The 20919-nt window shown below is 68.1% G+C and carries 17 protein-coding genes; 10 read left to right on the top strand and 7 right to left on the bottom strand.

Going from position 1 to position 20919, the window contains the following annotated elements; all coding sequences use genetic code 11:
• Window positions 1-14: 14 nt before the first annotated feature.
• Genes V9K99_RS38220 through mmuM form a run of 3 tightly spaced genes read left to right on the top strand, consistent with a single transcriptional unit; the run spans window position 15 to window position 2889 of the window.
• Window positions 15-1082 (top strand): esterase-like activity of phytase family protein, encoded by a 1068-nt coding sequence (locus V9K99_RS38220; protein ID WP_337012079.1) that lies wholly within the window; start codon window positions 15-17, stop codon window positions 1080-1082.
• 21 nt (window positions 1083-1103) lie between these two features.
• Window positions 1104-2030 carry an FAD-dependent oxidoreductase gene (locus tag V9K99_RS38215; RefSeq protein WP_337012077.1) on the top strand — a complete coding sequence of 309 codons (927 nt, stop codon included), beginning with the start codon at window positions 1104-1106 and terminating at the stop codon, window positions 2028-2030.
• Window positions 2020-2889, top strand: coding sequence for a homocysteine S-methyltransferase (gene mmuM / locus V9K99_RS38210; protein WP_337012076.1), 870 nt, complete (start codon window positions 2020-2022; stop codon window positions 2887-2889). The genes V9K99_RS38215 and mmuM overlap by 11 nt, the downstream gene beginning before the upstream one ends.
• Window positions 2890-3180: 291 nt before the next feature.
• Here mmuM and pdxR read toward each other — a convergent pair whose 3' ends face one another.
• The 4 genes from pdxR to V9K99_RS38190 form a co-directional block, all read right to left on the bottom strand.
• Window positions 3181-4560, bottom strand: a complete 1380-nt coding sequence (gene pdxR / locus V9K99_RS38205; RefSeq protein WP_337012075.1) for a MocR-like pyridoxine biosynthesis transcription factor PdxR — start codon at window positions 4558-4560, stop codon at window positions 3181-3183.
• 10 nt (window positions 4561-4570) lie between these two features.
• Complete coding sequence (locus V9K99_RS38200; protein ID WP_337012073.1) at window positions 4571-5146, bottom strand: TetR/AcrR family transcriptional regulator; 576 nt, start codon at window positions 5144-5146, stop codon at window positions 4571-4573.
• The gene (locus tag V9K99_RS38195; RefSeq protein WP_337012071.1) at window positions 5143-6075 is read right to left on the bottom strand and encodes a GTP-binding protein LepA; all 933 of its coding nucleotides are present in this window, start codon (window positions 6073-6075) and stop codon (window positions 5143-5145) included. Before V9K99_RS38195 ends, V9K99_RS38200 begins: the two co-directional genes overlap by 4 nt.
• Before the next feature lie 104 nt (window positions 6076-6179).
• Window positions 6180-7166 carry an NAD(P)-dependent alcohol dehydrogenase gene (locus V9K99_RS38190; protein WP_337012069.1) on the bottom strand — a complete coding sequence of 329 codons (987 nt, stop codon included), beginning with the start codon at window positions 7164-7166 and terminating at the stop codon, window positions 6180-6182.
• Window positions 7167-7285: 119 nt separating this feature from the next.
• On the opposite strand from V9K99_RS38190, the gene V9K99_RS38185 reads away from it, so the two are divergent.
• The 7 genes from V9K99_RS38185 to V9K99_RS38155 all read left to right on the top strand — a co-directional run bounded on the left by V9K99_RS38185 (window position 7286) and on the right by V9K99_RS38155 (window position 11562).
• Window positions 7286-7966, top strand: a complete 681-nt coding sequence (locus V9K99_RS38185) for a TetR/AcrR family transcriptional regulator (RefSeq protein WP_337012067.1) — start codon at window positions 7286-7288, stop codon at window positions 7964-7966.
• Window positions 7967-8209: 243 nt separating this feature from the next.
• Window positions 8210-8455, top strand: coding sequence for a LapA family protein (locus V9K99_RS38180; protein WP_337012065.1), 246 nt, complete (start codon window positions 8210-8212; stop codon window positions 8453-8455).
• The gene (locus V9K99_RS38175) at window positions 8452-8925 is read left to right on the top strand and encodes a DUF5994 family protein (RefSeq protein WP_337012063.1); all 474 of its coding nucleotides are present in this window, start codon (window positions 8452-8454) and stop codon (window positions 8923-8925) included. Before V9K99_RS38180 ends, V9K99_RS38175 begins: the two co-directional genes overlap by 4 nt.
• A gap of 84 nt (window positions 8926-9009) precedes the next feature.
• Entirely contained in the window at window positions 9010-9429 is a 420-nt protein-coding gene (locus V9K99_RS38170) for a VOC family protein (protein WP_337012061.1), read from the top strand.
• Between the two features lie 65 nt (window positions 9430-9494).
• Window positions 9495-10316 carry an alpha/beta fold hydrolase gene (locus tag V9K99_RS38165; RefSeq protein WP_337012059.1) on the top strand — a complete coding sequence of 274 codons (822 nt, stop codon included), beginning with the start codon at window positions 9495-9497 and terminating at the stop codon, window positions 10314-10316.
• A gap of 69 nt (window positions 10317-10385) precedes the next feature.
• Window positions 10386-10847, top strand: a complete 462-nt coding sequence (locus tag V9K99_RS38160) for a carboxymuconolactone decarboxylase family protein (RefSeq protein WP_337012058.1) — start codon at window positions 10386-10388, stop codon at window positions 10845-10847.
• A 7-nt stretch (window positions 10848-10854) separates the two neighbouring features.
• Window positions 10855-11562 (top strand): isocitrate lyase/PEP mutase family protein, encoded by a 708-nt coding sequence (locus V9K99_RS38155; RefSeq protein ID WP_337012057.1) that lies wholly within the window; start codon window positions 10855-10857, stop codon window positions 11560-11562.
• A gap of 59 nt (window positions 11563-11621) precedes the next feature.
• Here the strand turns inward: V9K99_RS38155 and V9K99_RS38150 are convergent, their stop codons facing one another.
• The 3 genes from V9K99_RS38150 to V9K99_RS38140 form a co-directional block, all read right to left on the bottom strand.
• Window positions 11622-17660, bottom strand: a complete 6039-nt coding sequence (locus V9K99_RS38150) for a DNRLRE domain-containing protein (RefSeq protein ID WP_337012056.1) — start codon at window positions 17658-17660, stop codon at window positions 11622-11624.
• A 202-nt stretch (window positions 17661-17862) separates the two neighbouring features.
• On the bottom strand, window positions 17863-18864 hold the full coding sequence (locus tag V9K99_RS38145) for a helix-turn-helix transcriptional regulator (RefSeq protein WP_337012055.1): 1002 nt from the start codon (window positions 18862-18864) through the stop codon (window positions 17863-17865).
• A gap of 95 nt (window positions 18865-18959) precedes the next feature.
• The gene (locus V9K99_RS38140) at window positions 18960-20849 is read right to left on the bottom strand and encodes a hypothetical protein (protein WP_337012054.1); all 1890 of its coding nucleotides are present in this window, start codon (window positions 20847-20849) and stop codon (window positions 18960-18962) included.
• Between the last annotated feature and the right edge of the window lie 70 nt (window positions 20850-20919).

The following is a 20919-nucleotide window of genomic DNA, read 5'->3' as shown; positions in this document are numbered from 1 at the left end:
CCGGAGGAATGTCAATGCGCTGGCAGAAGCCACTCGCCGCTGCTGTTGTCCTGACCGCTCTCACCACCACGTTGACCGCTTCGGCAACGCCAGTCAGTGGTGGTGGTGATTGCTCGCCGGACGCACGGTTCCTCGGGTTCAGCGACGCACTGGACAAGACGACGTTCGACGGCCAGCCGGTCGCCGGACTGTCCGCGCTCAACGTGACCGGCCGGGACAGCGCGGTGGCGTTGGTGGACAACGTCGCGACCACGCCGGCGCGCGTCTTCGACCTGAAGATCAGCAGCAAGCCGACGGTCAGCGTGGACGGGATGACGATCCTGCGGCGGCCGGACGGTACGCCGTACACGGGTGCCGACTTCGACGGCGAAGGACTGGTCGTCGAGCGGGGTGAGCGGACGATCCTCGCGACGTCCGAGCGGGAGCCGTCGATCCGCCGGTTCCGGTTGTCGGACGGGCTGCAGCTCGGCTCGCTGCCTGTGCCCGCACGGTTCCAGGTCGCGCCGGCCGGTGAGGCGACGACCAACGCGACCTTCGAGTCGCTCGCGGTGTCGCGCGACGGGCTGTCGCTGTTCGCGGGGATGGAAGGGCCGCTCGCTCCCGACGGCCCCGGCCGGAACCGCATCATCCGGTACGCCGGCCTGCCGGGACACGATTACACGCCGGTCGCGCAGTACGCCTACAAGACCGACCCGGGTCTGTCGCTGGTCGAGCTGGCCGTGGTGGACCGGGACGAGCTGGTGTCGATGGAGCGCACCTTCACACCGGGTGTGGGCAACACGATCCGCGTGTTCACCGTGTCGCTGCGTCGCGCCGCGGACGTGACCGCGCAGGCCTCGCTGGCGGATGCGCCGGACAAGGTGTTCCTGCAGAAGAAGCTGCTGTTCGACCTGGTCAACTGCCCGCCGTCGGGTGCAGTCGCCAAGCAGCCGCAGCCGAACCCGCTGCTGGACAACGTGGAGGCCCTCGCCCTCGGCGGTTACCTGCCCGGTGGCCGGCGGCAGCTGTATCTGCTGTCGGACGACAACAACGGCGCCACCCAGATCACCCGCTTCTACTCGCTGGCAGTCGACCTGGATTGACGCACGCGTCACAATGTGTGAATGCGCGTGATCGTGGTGGGTGCGGGCGTGATCGGGCTGAGCTGCGCCGTCCGGCTGGCCGAGGGTGGGTACGACGTGGCCGTCCTCGGCCGCGACCTGCCGTTGGAGACGACGTCGGCGGTGGCGGCCGCGATCTGGTACCCGTACCTGTCCGCGCCCGAGGACCGCGTCGCCGCCTGGTCCAGGACGTCGTACGACGAGTTCGCCAAGCTGGCCGAGATCGAGCCGTCAGTCCGGATGCGGCACGGGCGCGAGTTCCTGGTGCACCGGATGCCGGATCCGCGCTGGGCCGACGTACTGCCTGATCTGACGAGGGTCGCGTCACCGCCGACCGGGTTCGAGGATGGGTGGTCGTTCACCGCGCCAGTGATGGAGATGCCGCTCTACCTGCAGTCGCTGGTCAAGCGCCTCGAGCACGCCGGCGGCACGCTGACCCGCGCGGCGCTGTCCGCGCTACCCACCACGGCCGACGTGGTGGTGAACTGCACCGGTCTCGGGGCCCGCCTCACGGCGTCGGACCCGACTGTCACGCCGATCCGCGGGCAGGTGATGACGGTCGAGCAGTGCGGGTTGACCGACTGGCTCATCGCCGACCGGGCGCCGGACGACCTCACCTATGTCATCCCGCGCGAGAAGGACGTCGTTGTCGGCGGCACCAGCGAGCCCGGCAACTGGAACCTCGCCGTCGACCCGAAGACCGCGGACCAGATCATCGCCCGCGCCTCCGAACTGGTCCCCCAACTCCGCAAGGCCAAGGTCCTCCGCCACCGTGTCGGTCTCCGCCCGTCCCGCCCGACCATCCGCTGCGAACTCGTCCGCACCACCACCGGCGAGCCGGTCATCCACTGCTACGGCCACGGCGGCTCCGGCGTGACGCTGTCCTGGGGCTGCGCCAATGAGGTCTTCGAGCTGATCCATGGCATCTGACCGGCCGATCATCCTCGACGGCGGCATGTCCAACGCGCTGGAAGATCGGGGCAACGACCTCTCCGACGCGTTGTGGTCGGCGCGGCTGCTGCGGGACGCCCCGGAGGAGATCGCCGCGGTCCATCGCGCGTACTACGAAGCCGGCGCGATGGTGGCCACGACCGCGAGCTACCAGGCAAGCGTGGCGGGCTTCGGGCGCTTCGGAGTCGCGCGGGACGAGGCTGAGCGGTTGATCGGCGACAGCGTCCGCATCGCCCGCGAGGCCCGCGACTCGTATGCCGAGGGCGGACTGGTGGCGGCATCGGTCGGGCCGTACGGCGCTGTGCTCGCGGACGGCTCGGAGTATCGCGGCCGGTACGGCGTGAGCGCGGCGACCCTGAGGGACTTCCACGGCCCTCGGCTGGAGTTGCTGATCGGTGCCGGTCCCGATCTGCTGGCGATCGAGACGATCCCCGATGTGGACGAGGCGATCGTGCTGGTAGACCTGCTGCGCGAGCTTGACTTCCCGGCCTGGTTCTCCTACTCGATCGCAGGCTCGCAAACCCGGGCCGGTCAGCCGCTGGCCGACGCCTTCGCAGTAGCCGCCGTCGACCAGGTGGTTGCAGTAGGCATCAACTGCTGCGCACCAGAAGACGTCCAGACCGCGGTCGAAACAGCCGTCGCAGTCACCGGCAAACCGGCCGTTGCCTACCCCAACAGTGGTGAGTCGTGGGACGCGGGCGGACGCCGCTGGACCGGCGACGCATCGAACAGCGCGAGCCTCGCCTCAGGTTGGCTCGACGCCGGAGCCACATACATCGGCGGCTGCTGCCGAGTCGGCCCGGCCGACATCCGCGCTTTGTCTCAGGCAGTCAGCTAAGTTCCGCCGTGCCCCGGGGCCGTACCGACCAACGGGTAGTGGTCCCGCTCAACCCGACCAACTCCACCCACCACCCGCCTGCGCACGCCCACGCCGTCCGAACACCACCCGTCTGTCGGTACCCGACCACCACCGCCCACGCCACTGAAGCCACCGTGCGGCCGCCTCATCGAGTGGAACCAGTTGGACATCGGAAAGCGCTCGCCGATAGCACAGACCCCACACTCGATGGTCGATCGCACGGTGGCTTCAGTGGCGGAGGTCTGGGTGGGGTGGGCGGCGATGTGGCGGCTAGACGCCTAGGACCTGGCACAGCAGGTCGAGGGCGCCAGGGTAGGCGTGGTCGGGTGGGGTGCCGTAGCCGACGATTACTGCTTGGCGGGTGGCTGGGGTGGGGTTGAAGTGGTAGGTGCTCAGAGTGGTGAGGCCGAGGCCTTGGCGGGCGGCCCGGGTGACGATGTCTTCGGCGTCGCCGGGGACGTCGAGGAGGACGTGCAGCCCGGCGGAGATGCCGGCGACCTTGACCTCGGGTGCGCGGACGGCGAGGAGTTCGACCAGGCGGTCGCGGCGACGGCGGTATTGCAGGCGGGAACGTCGTACGTGCCGGTCGTAGTGGCCTGAGGCAATGAATTCCGCGAGGGTCAACTGGTCCAGCGTCGCGGTCTGGTAGTCCGCGGTCCGTTTGGCCGCGACCACCGGCTCGATCAGCCGCTGCGGCAACACCATCCAGGCGAGGCGCAGCCCCGGCGCGAGACTCTTGCTCGCCGTCCCCGTGTACACGACCCGCTCGGGATCCAGCGCCTGCAAGGCACCCACCGCCTGCCGGTCGTACCGGAACTCACCGTCGTAGTCGTCCTCGATCAAGACCGCCCCGGCCTCCCGGGCCCATTCGACAGCCGCCGTACGACGCTCAGGCGCGAGCGGAACGCCCGTCGGCATCTGGTGCGCGGGCGTGAGCAACGCACCCTGTCCCGACAAGCCGGAAACCCGTGCACCCAACTCGTCGACCGGGACCGGCACCGGTTCGAGACCGCGCGACCGGATCACGTCCAGGTGCAACGCGTACCCGAACTCCTCCACCGACACAGTCGTCCCGCCCTGCGTCTTCAGCACCTCGCTGAGCAGGCTCAACGCCTGCACATACCCCGAGCAGATCAGGATCCGCTCCGGATCGGCCCGTACGCCGCGAGCTCGGGCAAGGTAGTCGGCGAGCATCCGCCGCAACTCGATCCGTCCGCGCGGATCGCCGTACCCGAAGGCCTCATTGGGTGCCGCCGGCAACGCCTTCCGCGCCGCGGCCAGCCACTCACCGCGCGGGAACGTGGACACATCCGGCGCGCCCGGCGTCAGGTTGTACCGGAAGCTCTTTGCCTCGGACAACGAAGGAGACAACGGCGGTACGGCGTCCGGCGGCGTGCTGGCGCGGTTGGCGACGACCGTGCCGGACCCTTGACGCGCGGTCAGCCAGCCCTCGGCGACCAGCTGCCCATAGGCGTCGGCGACCGTGTTCCGGGCGATCCCGAGGTCGCGAGCGAGCGACCGTGACGACGGCAGGCGGGTCCCGGCCGGCAACCGCCCGGTCCGGATCGAGTCGTGCAGCGCCCGGACCAGGTCGTTACGCCCTCGCGTCGCCGCCAGATCCAGATGCAGGTCCGCCCCTGAATCCTCCATGAACCGGACCTTATCCGGGACCGGTGAGCGACTCTTCGAGCATGTCGATCATCGCCGCGTGGCGCTTGTCCGCGGTGTCGGACCGGCCGAGGGCGATGATGTCCAGGAACACGCTGCTGACGATGAGTTCCGCGGCGGTCCGCACCCGGTCCGGGTCGGCGACGATGTCGTCGGCACCGCTGAGTACCTCGGCGACGGTAGCGGCGGCCTCGTCGAACAGCTCGGCTGCCCGGGCTGCGATCTCGGGACGGGCCTGGGCCTCGCGGAAGACGATCAGCCGCACCGAGCGGTTGCGTTCCAGTTCATCGGCCATCACGGTGACCACCGCAGTCAGCCGCTGGTGAACCGAGCGCCCCCGCGCGGCGGTTCGGAGCACCTCGGCGGGTGTCGGCCGCTCGCGGACGATCGAGAGCAGGAGGTCCGTCTTGGTGGCGAAGTGGTAGAACACCAGACCGGACGGAACTCCCGCCTCGTGGGCGATCCGCGCTGTCGACGTCGCGTCGTACCCGCATTCGGCGAACAGCCGCTCGGCGGTTTCGATGATCGCCTGCCGCTTGGTGCTGGGTGCGGCGGCGTGCGTGGTCATGGTTCGCTCCGTCCAGCGGCAGGCCGGTGATCCCCCTTCAGGTCCGCGGCTGCCTCGGCGGCGCGCCGGAGTGCCTTGAAGACGTAGTCCGGCACCCGCAGACCGCGCCGGTGGGACCACAACAGCTCATGCTCGACCCGTCCGATCTGGCGGGCGTAGTGCTTCAGATCTTCGGGGTCGCCGGTGCTCATCTCCAGCGCGCGCATGACCTCACCGAACTCCGCCTGCTGCCGATCGTTGTAGACGCCGACCGGCTCGAAGGTCCGCCGCCGCAACGCGCGAACCAGCCCCTTCTGCCAGGAACCCAGCTGCGTCCACAGCTCGCGTGCGGCGATCTGGTAGTACGCGAAATGCCCCGGTTCCTGCCGCTTGATCGGCGCGACCACGGTGGCCGCGATCGCCTTCTCACCCAGCTCGGCCAGGCCGGCGTGAAGCTTGTTGTAGGCAAGCACCGCCGACCGCTCGGTGGCCAGCCCGGTCAGGTAGTAGAGCATCCGGCTCACGTCCTGTACGCCGGGCACCTTGCCGAGGGCGCCGAGCAGCTTGAGCTTGAAGGACACATCGGTCAGGTTGGGCTCGGACGCGTCCAGACCGGCCAGCACCTGCAGCCGATCGAGGATCAGCCCGTGATGCGTCTCCTGCGGAAGCCACACATCGGCGTAGAAATGCCGATCCACCTCCGGCGGATCGGGCAGCAGGATGTTGAGCTCGAGCACGTTGCGCTCCACCTCGAGCTCGACCCGCGACATGAAGGACAGCACCGGCCCGAACCGCTCCGCGAGCGCGTTGGGCCGTTTCATCGTGTAGTCGACACTGTCGAGCGGGATCGGCGGATGCTCCTCCCCCAGCCGATCGACATGGTCGGCCAACTTCACCTGGTTTCGCCGGCGTTTCCCCCGCCGAGCGACAGACACATCCACCAGCGCCATTGCGGCACCTCACCCCATCGAAGGAATGTCCGATCGATCACTCCCATCGTAGCGAGTACCTGACTGATCAGTCAGTCAATTGTTGTGAGGTCTACGACAACTGCTCAGACGGTGATGGCGATCTTTCCTCGCACCCGGCCGGCATCGAGATGGCGCATGGCGTCCGGTGCCTGCTCGAGCGGGTAGGTCCGGTCGATGCTCGGGGTCACCTTGCCGGCCTCGATCAACTCGGTGAGGCGGGCGAGATTGCTGCCGCTCTCCTTGTTGAGCACGCTGGTCAGCCGCTGGCGGACGAACAGCGACACGATCCGCGCAGTCAACTGCCGGCCCATACCGCCGGTCAGACTGCCGCCCTCCTCACCACCGGTGAGGACCGCCGTCCCGGTGTCCGTGAGCGCGCGCCGCAGCCGGGACAGCGACGGGTTGCCGGCGATGTCGATGATCAGGTCGTAGCGGATCCCGGTCGCGGCGAAGTCGTCGCGGGTGTAGTCGATGACGTGGTCGGCACCGAGGTCCCGCACCAGGTCGAGCTTGCGGGTGCTGGCGACACCGGTGACTTCCGCCCCCAATGCCTTGGCCAGTTGTACGGCGTAACTGCCGACGCCACCCGATGCCCCGATGATCAGCACGTGCTGGCCCGGCTGGATCCGGCCCGCGGTCAGCGCATCCATGGCGGTGAGCGCGGAGATCGGGACGACCGCGGCTTGCTCGAAGGACAGGTTGGCCGGCTTCGGAGCGAGCTTGGTCTCGCGAGTCACGGCGTACTCGGCGAACGAGCCGGGTGCGACGCCGTACACCTCGTCACCTACGGCGAACTTGGTCACGGCCGAACCGACGGCCTCGATGGTGCCGGCGACATCGCGGCCCGGCACGGGATTCCTCGGTCCGCGGAGCCCGAAGGCGAGGCGGAGGAGATACGGCTTGCCCGTCATCAGGTGCCAGGTGCCGCGGTCGAGACCCGCCGCGTGCACCCGGACGAGGATGTCCTTGTCGCCGATCTCGGGCCGGGCGATCGTTCCGGGGCGCAGGACGTCGGCCGAGCCGTACGCGTTCTGCAGGATGGCCCGCATGGTGGTCTGGGTGGCGCTCATGGCCATGGTGTTCCTCTTGGCGTGTTGAGGGGCGGTGCTGATCGTCGGTGCCCCGTGCACCTTTCGTACTTAGTACGGCGAGCGTAACGTACTTTGTACGAAACTGCTATGGTCCGGGGATGGAAAGATCGGAGCGCGGTAAGACCCAGGAGCGCGTCCGGCTCAGCCGGGACCGGGTGCTGAGCGCCGCGGTCGCGGTCGCCGATGCGGGCGGGCTCGGATCGCTGACGATCCGCTCGCTGGCCCAGGAGCTCGGCGTCAAGCCGATGTCGGTGTACTACCACGTCGCCAACAAGGACGAGATCCTCGACGGCATCGTCGACTTCGTCTTCAGCCAGATCGAGATGCCGTCCACCGACGGCGACTGGCGCGCGGAGATCCAGCGGCGCGCGGTGTCGGCCCGCCGGGTCCTGCGGCGGCACAGCTGGGCGATCGCGCTGATGGAGTCGCGGACGACCCCGGGGCCGGCGACGCTGCGCCATCACGACGCGGTCATCGCCACCTTCCGAGCGGCGGGCTTCTCGATGGCGATGACCGCCCATGCGTATGCCCTGCTGGACGCGTACGTGTACGGGTTCGCCGTACAGGAAGCCGCCTTGCCGTTCGAGGGGCCTGACAGCGTGTCCGACGTGGCCGAGTCGATCATGGCGCAGTTCGCCGCCGGCGACTATCCACATCTGGTGGAGATGACGACCGAGTTCTACAGCCGGCCCGGCTACGACTTCGGCAACGAGTTCGACTTCGGCCTCAAGCTGATCCTCGACGGGCTCGCGGCGTCGATTCCCGGCCACCGCGAGTGAGCTTTCCGGTCCATACAGGCGTAGTGTGGGAGTAGTTCCGGAATCGACGACATCCCATTTGAGGCTGCCAGCCACACCGGCCCTCCCGTAGGGGATGTCATGTCTGTACTTCACCGCACCCGCAGCACGCCCAAACCCGCTGCACCAGTCACGCCGGCACCTGTCGCGCCGGCACCTGTCACGCCGGCGTCGGCCGTCGACGAGCTCTCGAAACCGCTACCTCCCAGGCCGCCCCGGACCCGGATGAGTGCCGCGTGGTTCGGGATCTGCGCCGCCGCGGTCGGTCTCGTCGTACTCATCATCTTCATGTTGCAGAACACCGGCAGCGTGGACGTCCACTTCCTCTGGATGGACGGCTCCCTGCCGCTCGCGCTGGCCCTGTTCATCGCCGGCGTCGCCACGACCATCGTGGCCACGACGATCGGCGCCGCCCGGATGACCCAACTGCGCCGCCTCGTGCGTCGCCGTGGAACTGAGGCCTCGTCATGACGCTCACCGCCAACGACGGCAGAACCTTCTTCTCCGCCACCGAACCGTCGACGCCACGGCTGCGACTCCAGGCCGGTGCCGCGCCGGAACTGCTCGACGGCGGCTGGTGGCCGCGCTCGACCGATCCCGTCGCCGAGATTCCCGGCCTCGTGCTGGCCATCGACGGCCTGCACGGGCCGATCACCCGGCTGATGCTCCATGGCAACGACTGGGACAGCCAGCCGCGCCGGATGGCCATCGCCGGACGGCTCGTGCGGCTGGGCTACTTCGCCAGCCAGCCCGTTGGCCTGCTGACCGCACTGTCCGGGAAAGCCGGCGCCCGTGTCGATCTGGTGGTCATCCCGCCGGACACCGATCCGGACACAGCCGAGACCGTGATGACACTCGCCGCAACCAACGGCAACCACATCCACGCCCAGGACCTCGTCGCGAGCGTCGTCAACGGCCAGAAGGCACCCGAAAAGGCCTGAGAACCGAGGTATCAGGCGGCTTGACCCTCCGGTCACCGGAGGGTGGAGCGTCGGTGGGGACATCACCGAGTGATTGGACCTGCCGTGATCACCAGCATCTTTCCGGTCATCTGCGCCGACGACGTGCCGGCCACGCGTGACTTCTACGTCGACCACCTGGACTTCAAGGTCACCTTCGACATCGGCTGGTACGTCCAGCTCGAGGCTCCGAGTGGCAGCCGGCCGCAGATCGGGATCGTCGAGCGGGAGCACGAGAGCGTTCCGGAGCGCTTCCGGCTCCGCCCGGCCGGGGTGCTGGTGTCGATCGAGGTCGACGACGTCGACGTCGTCCATCAGCGGGTCAGCGCGGCCGGTCGAGAGATCGCGCTGAGTCTGCGCAGCGAGGACTTCGGCCAGCGCCACTTCATGACCGTCGATCCCAGCGGCACGCTGGTCGACGTGATCACGCCGATCCCGCCGTCACCGGAGTTCGCCGCGGCCTACGCGCAGTACGCCGCGGACTGAGGATCTGCCCCGGGTGGACGATCCGGCGGTTAGCATCGCCGGGACTGTCAACGAGGGGAGATGCTGTGACCGATCAGACCGCTTCAGCGCCGGTGACCGGATATGCACCGGTGAACGGGCTGCAGATGTACTACGAGATCCACGGTTCCGGGGGGACGCCGTTGCTGCTGTTGCACGGCGGGTTGTTCAACATCGACCTGCAGTTCGGCGAGCTGCTCCCCAGCCTGGCAGCGAACCGTCAGGTCATCGCCGCCGATTTCCAGGGGCATGGGCGAACGAACGACGTCGACCGGCCCCTGGGGACGGAGTCGCTGGCCGGTGACGTCGTGGGTCTGCTGCAGCATCTCGGCGTACCGCAGGTCGATGTCTTCGGCTTCAGCGTGGGCGGCGCCGTGGCGCTGCATATCGCGATCCGCAACCCCGAGCTGGTGCGCAAGGCAATCATCTCCTCGGTCTCGTTCCATCCCGACGGGGACCGGCCCGAGAACGCCGCGGTGGGCGAGATGAAGGTCGAGATGATCGCCGGTACGCCGATGGAGGCCGAGTACCTCGCGAAGTCGCCGCACCCTGACCTCGAGCACCTGCAGGTGCTGCTGGACAAGCTCGGCGGCTACGACCGCGGCGCCGGCGGCTGGTCCGACGACGACATCCGCGGGATCGCCGCACCGACCTTGATCACCGTGGGCGACTGCGACGCCGTCAAGCTGGAGCACGCGGTCCGGTTCGCGCAGTTGCGCGGCACCGACGTCAACGGCGACTTCGTCGGCGTACCCGCCTCGCAGCTGGCGGTCTTCCCCGGTACGACGCACTTCTTCGGCCTCGCTCGCACCGACCTGGTCCGCGACGTCGTACTGACGTTCCTGGACGCACCGATGCCTGAGGCCTAGGGATTGGCCCCTGGAATAACCCTGGAAGTGGCCCAGGTATCTGGGCCGGTCGGGACCTAGGTTGGCTGTATGAGCACAACGACGCGGCGGGTGAAGCTCGCCAACCTGGTTCCCGACTTCTACCAGGCGATGATCGCGCTGGACGCGGTGTCCGACACCGGGCTCGACCCCAAGCTGGCCCACCTGGTCCGGATCCGTGCGTCCCAGCTGAACGGTTGCGCCTATTGCACCGACATGCACTCCCTCGATCTGCTGCATATCGGCGACGACCAGCAGCGGATCAGCCTGCTTCCGGTCTGGCGTGAGGCCCGCAAGTTCTACTCCGAGCAGGAGCAGGCCGCATTGGAGCTGACCGAGGCGATCACGTTGATCAGCGTTGACCACGTTCCCGACGAGGTGTACGACGTCGCCGCGAACGCCTTCGACGACAAGGACCTTGCACAGTTGATCGCGTTGATCATCACCATCAACATGTGGACCCGGGTCGGCGTGACCGGCCGGATGGAACCCGGCCACTACAAGCCGAGCTGAGGACCCGATGGCATCCGCAGCCGAACTGTTCCGCGCGCTGCACCACGGCGGCACGCCGCTGATCCTGCCGAACGCCTGGGATCCGGTCAGCGCCCGGCTCGTGGCCGAGGCCGGCTTCCCCGCGGTCGCGACCAGCAGCGGCGCGGTCGCCCGCGTCCTCGGGTACGACGACGGGCAGTTGACGCCGGCCGAGGAGATGTTCACCGCGGTGGCGCGGATGGTCCGAGCCGTCGACGTACCGGTCACCGCGGACATGGAGGCGGCGTATGGCCTTCCGGCGAAGGAGTTCACCGAGCGCCTGCTCGAGACCGGAGCGGTCGGCTGCAACCTGGAGGACTCGGTCGACGAGGTACTCGTGGATCCGGCACAGCAAGCGGACTACCTGGCCGAGGTCCGAGAGGTCGCCGGTGCGGACTTGGTGATCAACGCGAGGGTGGACAGCTTCCTGTACGGCAAGGACGTTCCCGACGCGATTGAGCGAGGGCGTGCCTACCGCCGGGCCGGAGCGGACTGCGTGTACCCGATCTTCGCCCCGGTGGACGATCTACCCGACGTGGTTGCCGGGATCGGCGGACCGATCAACGCGCACGCCGCGCCGGACGGCCCGACGCCGGCCGAACTGGCCGCTGCCGGAGCCATCCGGATCTCGTACGGGACCAGCGTGCACAAGCAGCTGATGCAGACACTGCGGCAACTGCTGCCGACGCTTGCCTGACGAAGGTGGGGCCGCCCCCAGGACGGCCCCACCTCGTTCACTGCGTCAGATGGTCAGGGTCACCACCAGCCGCGCTGCTGGCGATAGCGGTTGGCCACCGACACGAAGCAGCCGGCGTAACCCCACTTGCGCCACACCTTCTTGGCCTTCTTCCAGTCGTTCTTCAGGAAGTCCCCGATGATGCCGATGCCGGAGCCGCCCACACACGCGCGGACGTACTTGTTCTTGTAGACCTTCTTGCCGAACCGCCAGACCTTCCGGACGTACTTGTTCTTCCGGATCTTCTTCTTGGCCTGCTTCCACTTCTTCGCGGCCCACTTCAGCGCGCACTTCTTGCTGAAGCACGGCCACTTGCCGTCCAGGTCGGTCTTGTCGACCGGGTCGGCACACGCGTACTCGTACGCGTTGCAGCCGCCACCGACGACCGGGTCCGTCTGCAGGAACCGGCCGGTGACCGGGTTGTACAGCCGGACACCCATCAGCACGATGCCCGACGGCGCGTCCGCGGCCCGCTGCTCCGCACCGAGCCAGCCGTACCGCTGTTTGCCCACGGACTCCGAGTCACCGAGTACGCCGTACTCACTCGACTCGCTCGTGGTCGACAGCCCCTGCTCGCCGGCGTGGATCGTCGCCACGATGTCACCGGAGAGATCGGCGATCTGCCACTCGGCCGCGGCCGAGTCGCTGTCCAGGATGGCCGTCATGCCGGACAAGCCGGGGATGACGCGGGTGTACCGGTCCGGGCCCTCCTGGGTCCATGCCGGCGAGTCGCCGTCGTCGTCGTAGTGCTGCACGTTCTGCACCACCGCACCGGTCGCGTTGTCGGTCCAGGACCGGATCCGCTCCCCCATCACATCAATGGTGTAGTCGGTGGTCCGGCCACCCTGGGTGATCGTGTCGACCAGGTCGTTGGCGTGGTAGGTCGCGGTCAGGTTCCCGGCCGCCGGCACACCCGTGTCAATCGCCGGCACCGTCGTCGTACGGCCCAGTGCGTCGTACACGTAGCCGGCGCTCGTCACCCGGTTGGCGGTGTCGTACGTCCAGGTCCGCGACGACGCCGCAGTACTGGTCTGGCAGCTGCCGTCAGCCGCCGGTCCGTACTCCGTGACGCTGTTCCGGTCGCTCGCCGCGCTGAGCCCGTACGCCCGGGTCACACACTGCTCGCCGACCGTCTGCTGCACCGTGGTCACCCGGCCGGCCTTGTCCTGCGCGTAGACCTCACTGGACAGAGTCGACACGCGCTTGGCGGTCTGCCCCTGCGCCGTCGAGGTCAGGACCTCGCGGAACAGCGTGCAGTCGCTGGAGGCACAGCCGGGCTTGCTGTAGGTGATGCCGGCCTTGTCACCGTTCTCGTCGTACGTGGTGTCGACCTTGACCCCGTTCGGCCAGGTCTCGCTGACCAGCTTGCCGTCCGGATCGTAGCTGCCGGTGTAGTCCCCCGCCTGGCTGTCGTTCACCGAGGTGGTCAGGCCCCGGAAGTCGTAGCCGTAGGTGCGGGTTGCCTTCCCGTCACTGGTGGTCGCCGTCCGCGAGAGCAGGTCGTACGTCGTGGACGACAGGTTGCCATCGGCATCCTTGTACGACGTGAGCCGGCCGAGTGTGTCGTACGTGCGCACCACTTCCGCGATCACCGTGCCACCCGACACGGACTGGGTCCGCAGCGTCTGGCCCGACACCGGGTCGTACACGTTCCGCTTGATCGGCACCGCCGTACCGGGACCGGTCACGCTGGTCTCCAGCACGCGCCCGGCGGCGTCGTACGTCGTCGTGGTGGTGCGCAGCGTCCCTGCGCTCGTCTTCTCCGTCTCCGTCCGTTCCTGGTTGTACATGTCGTACGTCGTGACGACGGCCGGGATCTCGGGTCCGGACACGGCCTGGCCGCCCGGCTGGATCCGGCAGGGCAGGTTCGCCCACTCCGGGTGCAGATCGCACTCGGCGTACCCGGAGCCGGAGCCGGATCGGTAGTTGATCGTCTTCCGGGTGGCCGGGGTGTTGGTCGTCGTACCGCCGGCTGCCTGCGTTGTCGAGGTCACCAAGCCCGTGACCGGGTCCAGGGTCGTCCGCTCGGTCTGACCGAGTCCACCCGGGTCCTTGGTGACCACAGTGGGCTGGCGGAGCGACCAGTTGTAGGCAGTGGTCGTCGTACGGCGGTCAGCCTCGACCGTCGTACCACCGGTGCCCCACACCCGGACCGACGCATCCTCGGTGGTGATCAGGTTGTAGGGACCACCGCTCGTCGGCGCGCCCTGGTCGTACGCGTTGCGAGTCAACTGACGCCCGCGAGTGGTGGTGCCGTTGGCAAGGCGTACCTCGGTCTCAGGTGCCAGCACGGACTCCAGCCGGACACCGTCGAGCGAGTAGGTGTTGACGGTCGAATAGGTCTGAGCCAGTGCCTGCTCAGCCACATCGTTGTCACTCGACGATTGGTTCAGCGCCCGGGCCCGGTTGGCCGCGGTGAGCTTGCGCACCTCGTTGCCGAAGCCGTCGTACCAGGTGGTGGTGAGGTGGCCGCCAGGAGTGGCCTCGTTGATCTCACGCCCGTTGGCGTCCAGGTAGCTGACGGTCGCCCGCTCGTAGCTGGAGCCGTTGGGGATCTGGTCGGCCGGGAACACCGCGGTCGCGTCCGTCGGCGCCTCCGGCTGTCCCCAGCGCTTCGTCTGCGCAGGCGACAGGTCGTTCGGTGCGCCGGAGCCCGAGACCGGCACCTTGTAGACCACTGTCTCCACAGCGGTCCCGGCAGACAGCGCCGACCGGGTCACCTTCTGCAGACGACCCGCACCGGGATCAGTCGCTGTTGTCGTGTAGCTGAGCTGCGCCGGCTCTTCACCAGCAGGCTTCACGGACGACAGCACGCCGTCAGCCTGGTACGTGTACGACTCCTTCGCCGCAGCACCCACTCGTGGGTCCCACGTGGCCCGAAGCCGTCCGGTGCTGTCGTACTCGTACGCGGCCATCGGCACTGTACGCATCGCAGCCGTGTCAGGATCCCAAGCAGTAAAGGAGATCTGCTGCACCCGTCCGGCGTAGTCACCAAGCACCGAGCCGCTGGCAGTGGTAGTGGTCGCATAGGTGAAGCTCAAGGCCCGGCACCCACGGCTGAGAGTGCTGCAGTTGACCCCGTCCGGCACCGGCGCGATCACCCGCGTCGGCCGCACCACCTCGGCACCTGCGACAACCACCTTCTCCCACGCGTACGACGTGGACTGGTTGCTACCCGGCAGAGTGGTGGACGTCGGGAAGTACTTGCCCGCCGCCGAACCGGTCACCCGGCCGAACACCACACTCGTACCCTGGTCATCGGTCAGCTTGTAGGTGTCGGTCGAGCTGGTGTAGACGAGCTTGAGCGTCTCCTGACCGACCTCCGGATCGAAGTTGACACCGTCCCGGGCGGTGAAGCCGACGACGTCTCCATCCGGCGTACCGACCTGCAGGAGCGAGCCGAAGACATCCAGCGAGGTGTACGGCGTCTGGGCCTCGTCCACGATCGCACCGGAGATCCAGCCCGGGCCGAACATGCCGGACGGGTCCACCTTGGCCGCCTGCCGGCTGTTGTACGTGCGGCTGACCGTGAGGTCACTGCCATAGGAGTCGACCGTCACGTCGGTGTCGGTCAGCGTCAGGTTACCGGTCAGCAGGTTGACTTCACCCGGCCCGATCTCCTTCGACGCCGCGGTTGCCAGGTTGCGGTCGAAGGTGATCTTCACGGCGCCGGAGTTGGCCGCCGTACCTCCGGTGAAGGCACCGCGGAGTTGCAGTGGTCCGTCGCGCGGGATCGACTGCGCGTCGACCGCGGCCAGCGTCGCCTCGATGTCCCAGTTGAGCTTGGGGAACTGGCCACCGCCACTGCTCGGCAGCGGCCACGTCACGGCACCGCCACCGGCGGCCTGGGTCACGTGCGCAGCCGGCACGTTGGTCCAGGTGTCGGTGTCGCCCCGACGCCACTGGTACGTCACACCGGTCGCCGTCGAGCGGCCGGCACCGGTGATGGCTGTCTTCGCCGCACTGATGTCACCGGCCTTCGGCGTCAGTACGGCGCCCCCACCGACAGCGAACTGGTACGCCGTCAACGGCGACCTGTTGCCCGCACGGTCGCGAGTACGGACCCACAGCGTGTGCGGACCGTCAGCGGTCGGAGTGATCGACACGGAGGTGGTCGCCCCCAGGCTGGCCGCGTTCACGACCTCGTCCGGCGGGTTCTCGTCCACGCCGTACTCGTACGCCGCCACGTCGCCGACCCCTGATGCGCCGAAGGTGAAGGAGCCCGCCGTACCGGCGCTGCCCGACCACTCCGCGACCGGGTAAGTCGCCGACGACACAGTCGGAGCCACTGCCGGGGACATAGTGTCCACGGTGAACTCGCACCAGTTGGACCACGCGCCGGGCGTCGTACCATCGCTGCCCTGGACTCGCCACGCGTAGCTGCCACCCTCGGCGAACACGCCGTCAGGGATGTAGGTGCCGAGCCAGGAACCGGACGCACCGGGTCCTTCGGTCACTGTGGTGCTGGTGGCCGCGCCGACCTGCTTGTACTCGAAGTTCGCGTACACCTGGGAGCTCAGGCCGTCGCTGACCAGTGCTCGCAGTTGCGGCGTCGTACTCGAGATGTACGGGCGGGTCACACCGGTCGCACAGGTCGTGTCCGGTGCCGTCGCCACAGCGTCGACCGAGGTCTTGGTCTGGTAGGTGATCGTGACCGACGGCGGGTTGGACGCGGCGTCGCGGGAGGCGAACCGCTTCCAGCCGTAGCTGTCGGACTCACTCGCCGCCTTCACCCCGATGCTGGTCTTGGTCAGCTTGTTCGTCGCCGTGTGCTGGAAGGCCGCGGTCACCGGGATCGTCACCCAGCCGTCACCGCAGGAAGACGAGAAGCCCTTCGTCTGCGTCGATGTGCCGACCCGCTCGACCCAGGCAGGCTGGTTCGACCAGCGCACTGTGTTGGTGACGTCCGGTGTACGCCAGGCCTCCCATCCCTTCGCCGTACACGAGTACGAGTGGTGCTCCCACAGGTTCAGGGTCGCGGCCTGGATCTGCTTGTCCCACAGCCATTCCTGGTTGTCGAACCGCAGGTACGACCGGGCCTTCGTGGACCCGCCGTCGTGCGTGCCGAGCTTCAGTTCGGTCGCACCCGACTGGTCAGTGGTGTACGTGTTCTCGACGAACGCGTCGAAGCTCGCACCCGAACTCTGCGACGGGTCGATCGTCACCGGGTACACGGTCTTCGGATCGTTCAGGAACGCCGCGTCCGGGGTCAGCACGACCGCGTTCTTGGCCAGCTCGAGGCCGACCGCGGCCCGCCGGGTGTGCTCGCCGGAGGCCTCGTCGACGGTCGCGTCCCACATCATCGGCGCGGGTACGTCGTACGCCTCGGCGCCGGCGCGGACCGACAGACCGCCCTTGCCGTCCGGCTTCGCGGTCAGACCAGCGGTCTTCCACGGCATCCGGATCTGCTTCAGCTGCGCCGCGGCCGCCCGGTCCTTGACCAGCAGGTGCTGCTCGTAGCCGGTCCGGGTGGCCTCGACGACCAGGTCGACGCCAGGCTTGACGTCCCGATAGGTGGCAGTGGTGCCGTCCAGCTCAGGGGCGGGGAGCGGGCCGGACCAGCCGAGGGCGGAACGCTTGCCCTCGGCCCCTATCGAGACGAGTTCGTGGTCGCCCTTGCCGGCCGGGCCGGACAGCTTCAGGCCGTACGGGTGGGCGAGCGACTCGACCGTGCCGTCGGGCATCCGGACCAGGGTCACGTCGACGTCGATCCAGGTCCCGGACTCGTCGCGCATCCGGACCGGGCCGGCCGACATCGTCGCCTCGATCTTGCCGTCGGGCATCGCGCGGTATTCGGTCGTCTCGGTGGTCCGATTGGTGATGATGACGGGCTTGCCGGTGACGCGGGCGGTGACCGCGGCGGATGCGTCGTCGGGCCGCTGCAGCGGTACCTCTGCCGCGGAGTTGATATCGGTCTCTTCCGTCGGTGCGGCCTCGGCGCCACCGGACTCCTGGAGGACTCCGGCGACCAAGGCCAGGCCGAGCGTCACGCCGATCCAGCGCGCCGAGCGGCGCCCCGGATAGACGCGCAGCAGGCGCGATCTCGGGAATGCGGACATGGTTGACCTCTCTTGCGTTACCATTCCCGGACACGAGGTATCGGCCGAAAACACCTGCAGGAGCAGGCGCCTCGGCTACCTGGGACGACGTGAACGGGAACTCGGGGCGGACCTCACCAGCGTGCGGTGCACTCGCCACCACCGACAGAGAAGAAGTGGACAACTTCCTCAACTGGCCAGTTGTGCAACGTTCAAAAGAGGTCTAACCGAGCAGGCCGAGGCGTTGGGCCGCGGCTCCGGCGGCGAAGCGGGTCGGCGCGTCGACGAACTCCATCACCGTGGCGATGTGCCGTCGTACCGTGCGAACGCTGAGCTTCAGGTGCCGCGCGATCGCCTCGTCCTTCAGCCCGTGCACCAGCAGGGCGAGGACTTCCCGCTCGGTTGCGCCGAGTCCTTTGGCCTCCGGCGATCGCGCCGGTACGACGGGAGTCGCCGAAGCCCACAGTTGGTCGTAGTACTGCGTCAGCGCGCCGATCAGCACCGACGACCGGACGAGCAGCGCACCTGTGGTGCCGGTCGGGACCAGACCAATCAGGGCGAAGTGGTCGTCGACGATCACCATTCGGGCCGGCAACGACTGGACAGTTCGCACCTCGACCCCCGCCTCCACCGCGGCCTGGACCGACTTCGCGCCGCGTGGGTCCGCGAGGAATTCCGGCGTACACAACTCGCGGAAGTGCATGCTGGAGCACTGCGCATTCAATTGGGACGGCAATGGCAGGTCGGGATCGTTGACCGCGATCGAGCGGTACGTGCACTGCACGGTGTGGATCGAGGTCTTCCACCGTTCCGCGATCTCGTCGGGATCGGTCAGTACCTGCGCCAGAACCGACGGCACCTCCCCCGCCTTCCGGTCATGCAACTGGAGTTGGTGCACCTCGGCGGCGGCGACGTACCCCTGCAGCAGGCGGTCGTGCTGTCTGGTCAGCTCGCGATGCACCTGGGTGAGCAGACCGGTGACGGCGATCAGCGGATCGACCGGCCGCAACAACACTGTGTCCGGACCGCGATGCAAATAGGCCAGGTGACGGTTCACCAGCTCCTGATCGACCGCGTGACGTTCACGCGCCGGGCGTTCGCCGATCGCGGTCAGCTCCAGATACGAGTCCGCGACCTCGTCCGGCAGCAGCTCGCGGACCAGCTTCTCGTGCTCGGACGGTTCTTGCAGATGCCGGCTGAGGCCGGCGGTTACGTTGGCAACCACGCGACATCCCCCCACCACGGTCAGCCACCGGTTGGTGGCGTTCAGTTGTGGCGAAGAAGCTACCAAAGAGTTATCAGATTTGGTAGTTATCTTACCTAAACTGCTCGTGACATTCTGAGGGCGTAGACGAGAGCCCAGTCCTGGTCGTTGGCCAGCGGATCCGCAACGTGGGCAGGCTGCCCGTTGACACAACTCGGGTAGACGAAGGCACACGTCGCCGAACCGTCTGCCTCGAAATTGACCAGATTCGAGCGCAGGATCGCCTCGGCCGCCGCATCCAGCCACGCCGCCTGCTTCTCGTCGACCAGCTCGCGCGGCCAACCGCCGTACACGGCCGCACTCAGGACAGACCAGTAGTGCGGGAAGACGTCACCCCACAACCGCAACCGGCCGAACCAGTACCCGTCCCAATGGCGGATCGACACATGCCGCAGCCGTACGTCGGGTTGATCGGCGGCGAACGAGGTCAGCCAGGGCAGGCGCCGGGTGAGTTCGGCACCGTCGATCTGGTCGGGCGCGATCCGGTACGCCGCGACGAGGAGTTCGAGCAGTGGGGCGACCATCGACTGCTCGTAGTTGACCTCGTGCGGCGGCAGTTCATCGCCGTACTCGATGAACGTGCGCGCGTGCTGGACGAGGTGGTCACGCATCCCGAGTTCGCTCAGCAGTGGACCGAGGTCGAAGGCGAGGAAGTGCGAGCCGCCGAGTTCGTAGTACCGCTGGAGAATACGCGTCGCGCCGGCCCGATCGCCTTGGCCGAGCAGGAACCGTGCGAACCACGGGAAGTTGTAGAGCCGCACATGGCCCTGGTGAATGCTGTCGTCCTGGACCGTCCCGTCCTCGTCCACCACGTGCTCGCGGACGAACTGCTCATATCCGGCGAGCGCGTCGTCCAGCTCGGCCCGGTCGCCCCAACCGCGGTCGCGAACCTCCTGCAGCAGAAGCGCCATCCCGATCCGTTCGCGGGCGTCGGAGTAGTCCCGCCACGCGCCGGACAACACGGTGAGCCCACTGTCGTTGTCGTACGGCACGAACGCGTACTTGCGGCTGTCCGCTAGCTCCGGCCGGCGTTGCTCGTCGAGGATGAACCGCACCCGTCGTTCGGCGATCTCTTTGAGGGGCTGATGGAACATGACGGCGATCCTTGCGGTCCGTTTGCCGTCGGTCGCGTCGACGTGCACGACGCCCGGCTCGTCGCTGGTGATTGTGGTTGGGCCGATTCCGGTGAGGTGGATCGTCTCGCCGACCTCGGCGGCCAACGTGTCCGCGCCGATCAGTGGCTGCCGATCCGCGTGGAAGCCGGGCAGGTCGTCGTACCAGGAAAGCTGCCAGGTCCAGCGGTACGACTGGTTGGACGCCAGCGTGATCGACGGCTGACCGCCCAGCGCGTGTGGCGAGCGGGCGTGGTCGGTGACGTGGAGGTAGAGGTGACCGCGGATGTTGCTGCCGGTCCCCGGCTCGCGGGACTCGACCGAGTACGCCCACAGCTCACCCTCCTTGAGCTGCAACCCGAGCCCCGGACCACTGCCGTCCATCGGGACCGCCCACACCCACGCATCGGCGCCACCGGTCCACACATGCGCATGGACCGCGCCGGTGAGGCTCTCCCGACTCGACCGGTAGATGTCCCGGTACGGCGTACTGATCGCGATCGACCCGACCTCGACGGGCTCGGCACCGGTGTTGCGCAGCTCGTACGTCTCGACCCACTGCTCGCCGAACCGGCGGCCGACCCGCAGCTCCAACTCGCCGAACTGGTAGAGCAAGTCGATCCCGGTCTGCCGCCAGCGAGCGCTCAGCGGGGTGTCGAACCGGTGGCTGCCACGGTCCGTGATCACGAACCCCTTGCCCCACGCGTGCAGCGTGTCGTGCACCCCGCCGTCGTGCTCCAGCAGCACCTGCCGTCCGCCTGGGTGGACCACCTTGGCGACCGACCCGTCGTCGTCGACGTGGACCTGCCCCGCACCGAATCCGAAGATTTCCACGATCGGTCAACCTATCCATGTCGAGGATCCGTCCGCGGCTCCGTCCCACTGGTGAGAACGCCCCGAGACG

Origin of the sequence: Kribbella sp. CCNWLW201, from assembly GCF_037203805.1 — a bacterium.
In the GTDB taxonomy this organism is placed as follows: Bacteria; Actinomycetota; Actinomycetes; order Propionibacteriales; family Kribbellaceae; genus Kribbella.
Note: the sequence above shows the minus strand (reverse complement) of the source record. Positions and strands in the feature narration are given on the sequence as shown.

Excerpts from the sequence above, each read along its gene's own strand:
- V9K99_RS38190 (WP_337012069.1), bottom strand. The coding sequence starts at position 7,166 with ATGAGCGCCACCCAGACCACCATGCGGGCCATCCTGCAGAACGCGTAC.
- pdxR (WP_337012075.1), bottom strand. The coding sequence starts at position 4,560 with ATGGAGGATTCAGGGGCGGACCTGCATCTGGATCTGGCGGCGACGCGA.
- V9K99_RS38220 (WP_337012079.1), top strand. The coding sequence starts at position 15 with ATGCGCTGGCAGAAGCCACTCGCCGCTGCTGTTGTCCTGACCGCTCTC.
- V9K99_RS38215 (WP_337012077.1), top strand. The coding sequence starts at position 1,104 with ATGCGCGTGATCGTGGTGGGTGCGGGCGTGATCGGGCTGAGCTGCGCC.
- V9K99_RS38185 (WP_337012067.1), top strand. The coding sequence starts at position 7,286 with ATGGAAAGATCGGAGCGCGGTAAGACCCAGGAGCGCGTCCGGCTCAGC.
- V9K99_RS38195 (WP_337012071.1), bottom strand. The coding sequence starts at position 6,075 with ATGGCGCTGGTGGATGTGTCTGTCGCTCGGCGGGGGAAACGCCGGCGA.
- V9K99_RS38150 (WP_337012056.1), bottom strand. The coding sequence starts at position 17,660 with ATGTCCGCATTCCCGAGATCGCGCCTGCTGCGCGTCTATCCGGGGCGC.
- V9K99_RS38155 (WP_337012057.1), top strand. The coding sequence starts at position 10,855 with ATGGCATCCGCAGCCGAACTGTTCCGCGCGCTGCACCACGGCGGCACG.
- V9K99_RS38160 (WP_337012058.1), top strand. The coding sequence starts at position 10,386 with ATGAGCACAACGACGCGGCGGGTGAAGCTCGCCAACCTGGTTCCCGAC.
- V9K99_RS38175 (WP_337012063.1), top strand. The coding sequence starts at position 8,452 with ATGACGCTCACCGCCAACGACGGCAGAACCTTCTTCTCCGCCACCGAA.
- mmuM (WP_337012076.1), top strand. The coding sequence starts at position 2,020 with ATGGCATCTGACCGGCCGATCATCCTCGACGGCGGCATGTCCAACGCG.
- V9K99_RS38180 (WP_337012065.1), top strand. The coding sequence starts at position 8,210 with ATGAGTGCCGCGTGGTTCGGGATCTGCGCCGCCGCGGTCGGTCTCGTC.
- V9K99_RS38200 (WP_337012073.1), bottom strand. The coding sequence starts at position 5,146 with ATGACCACGCACGCCGCCGCACCCAGCACCAAGCGGCAGGCGATCATC.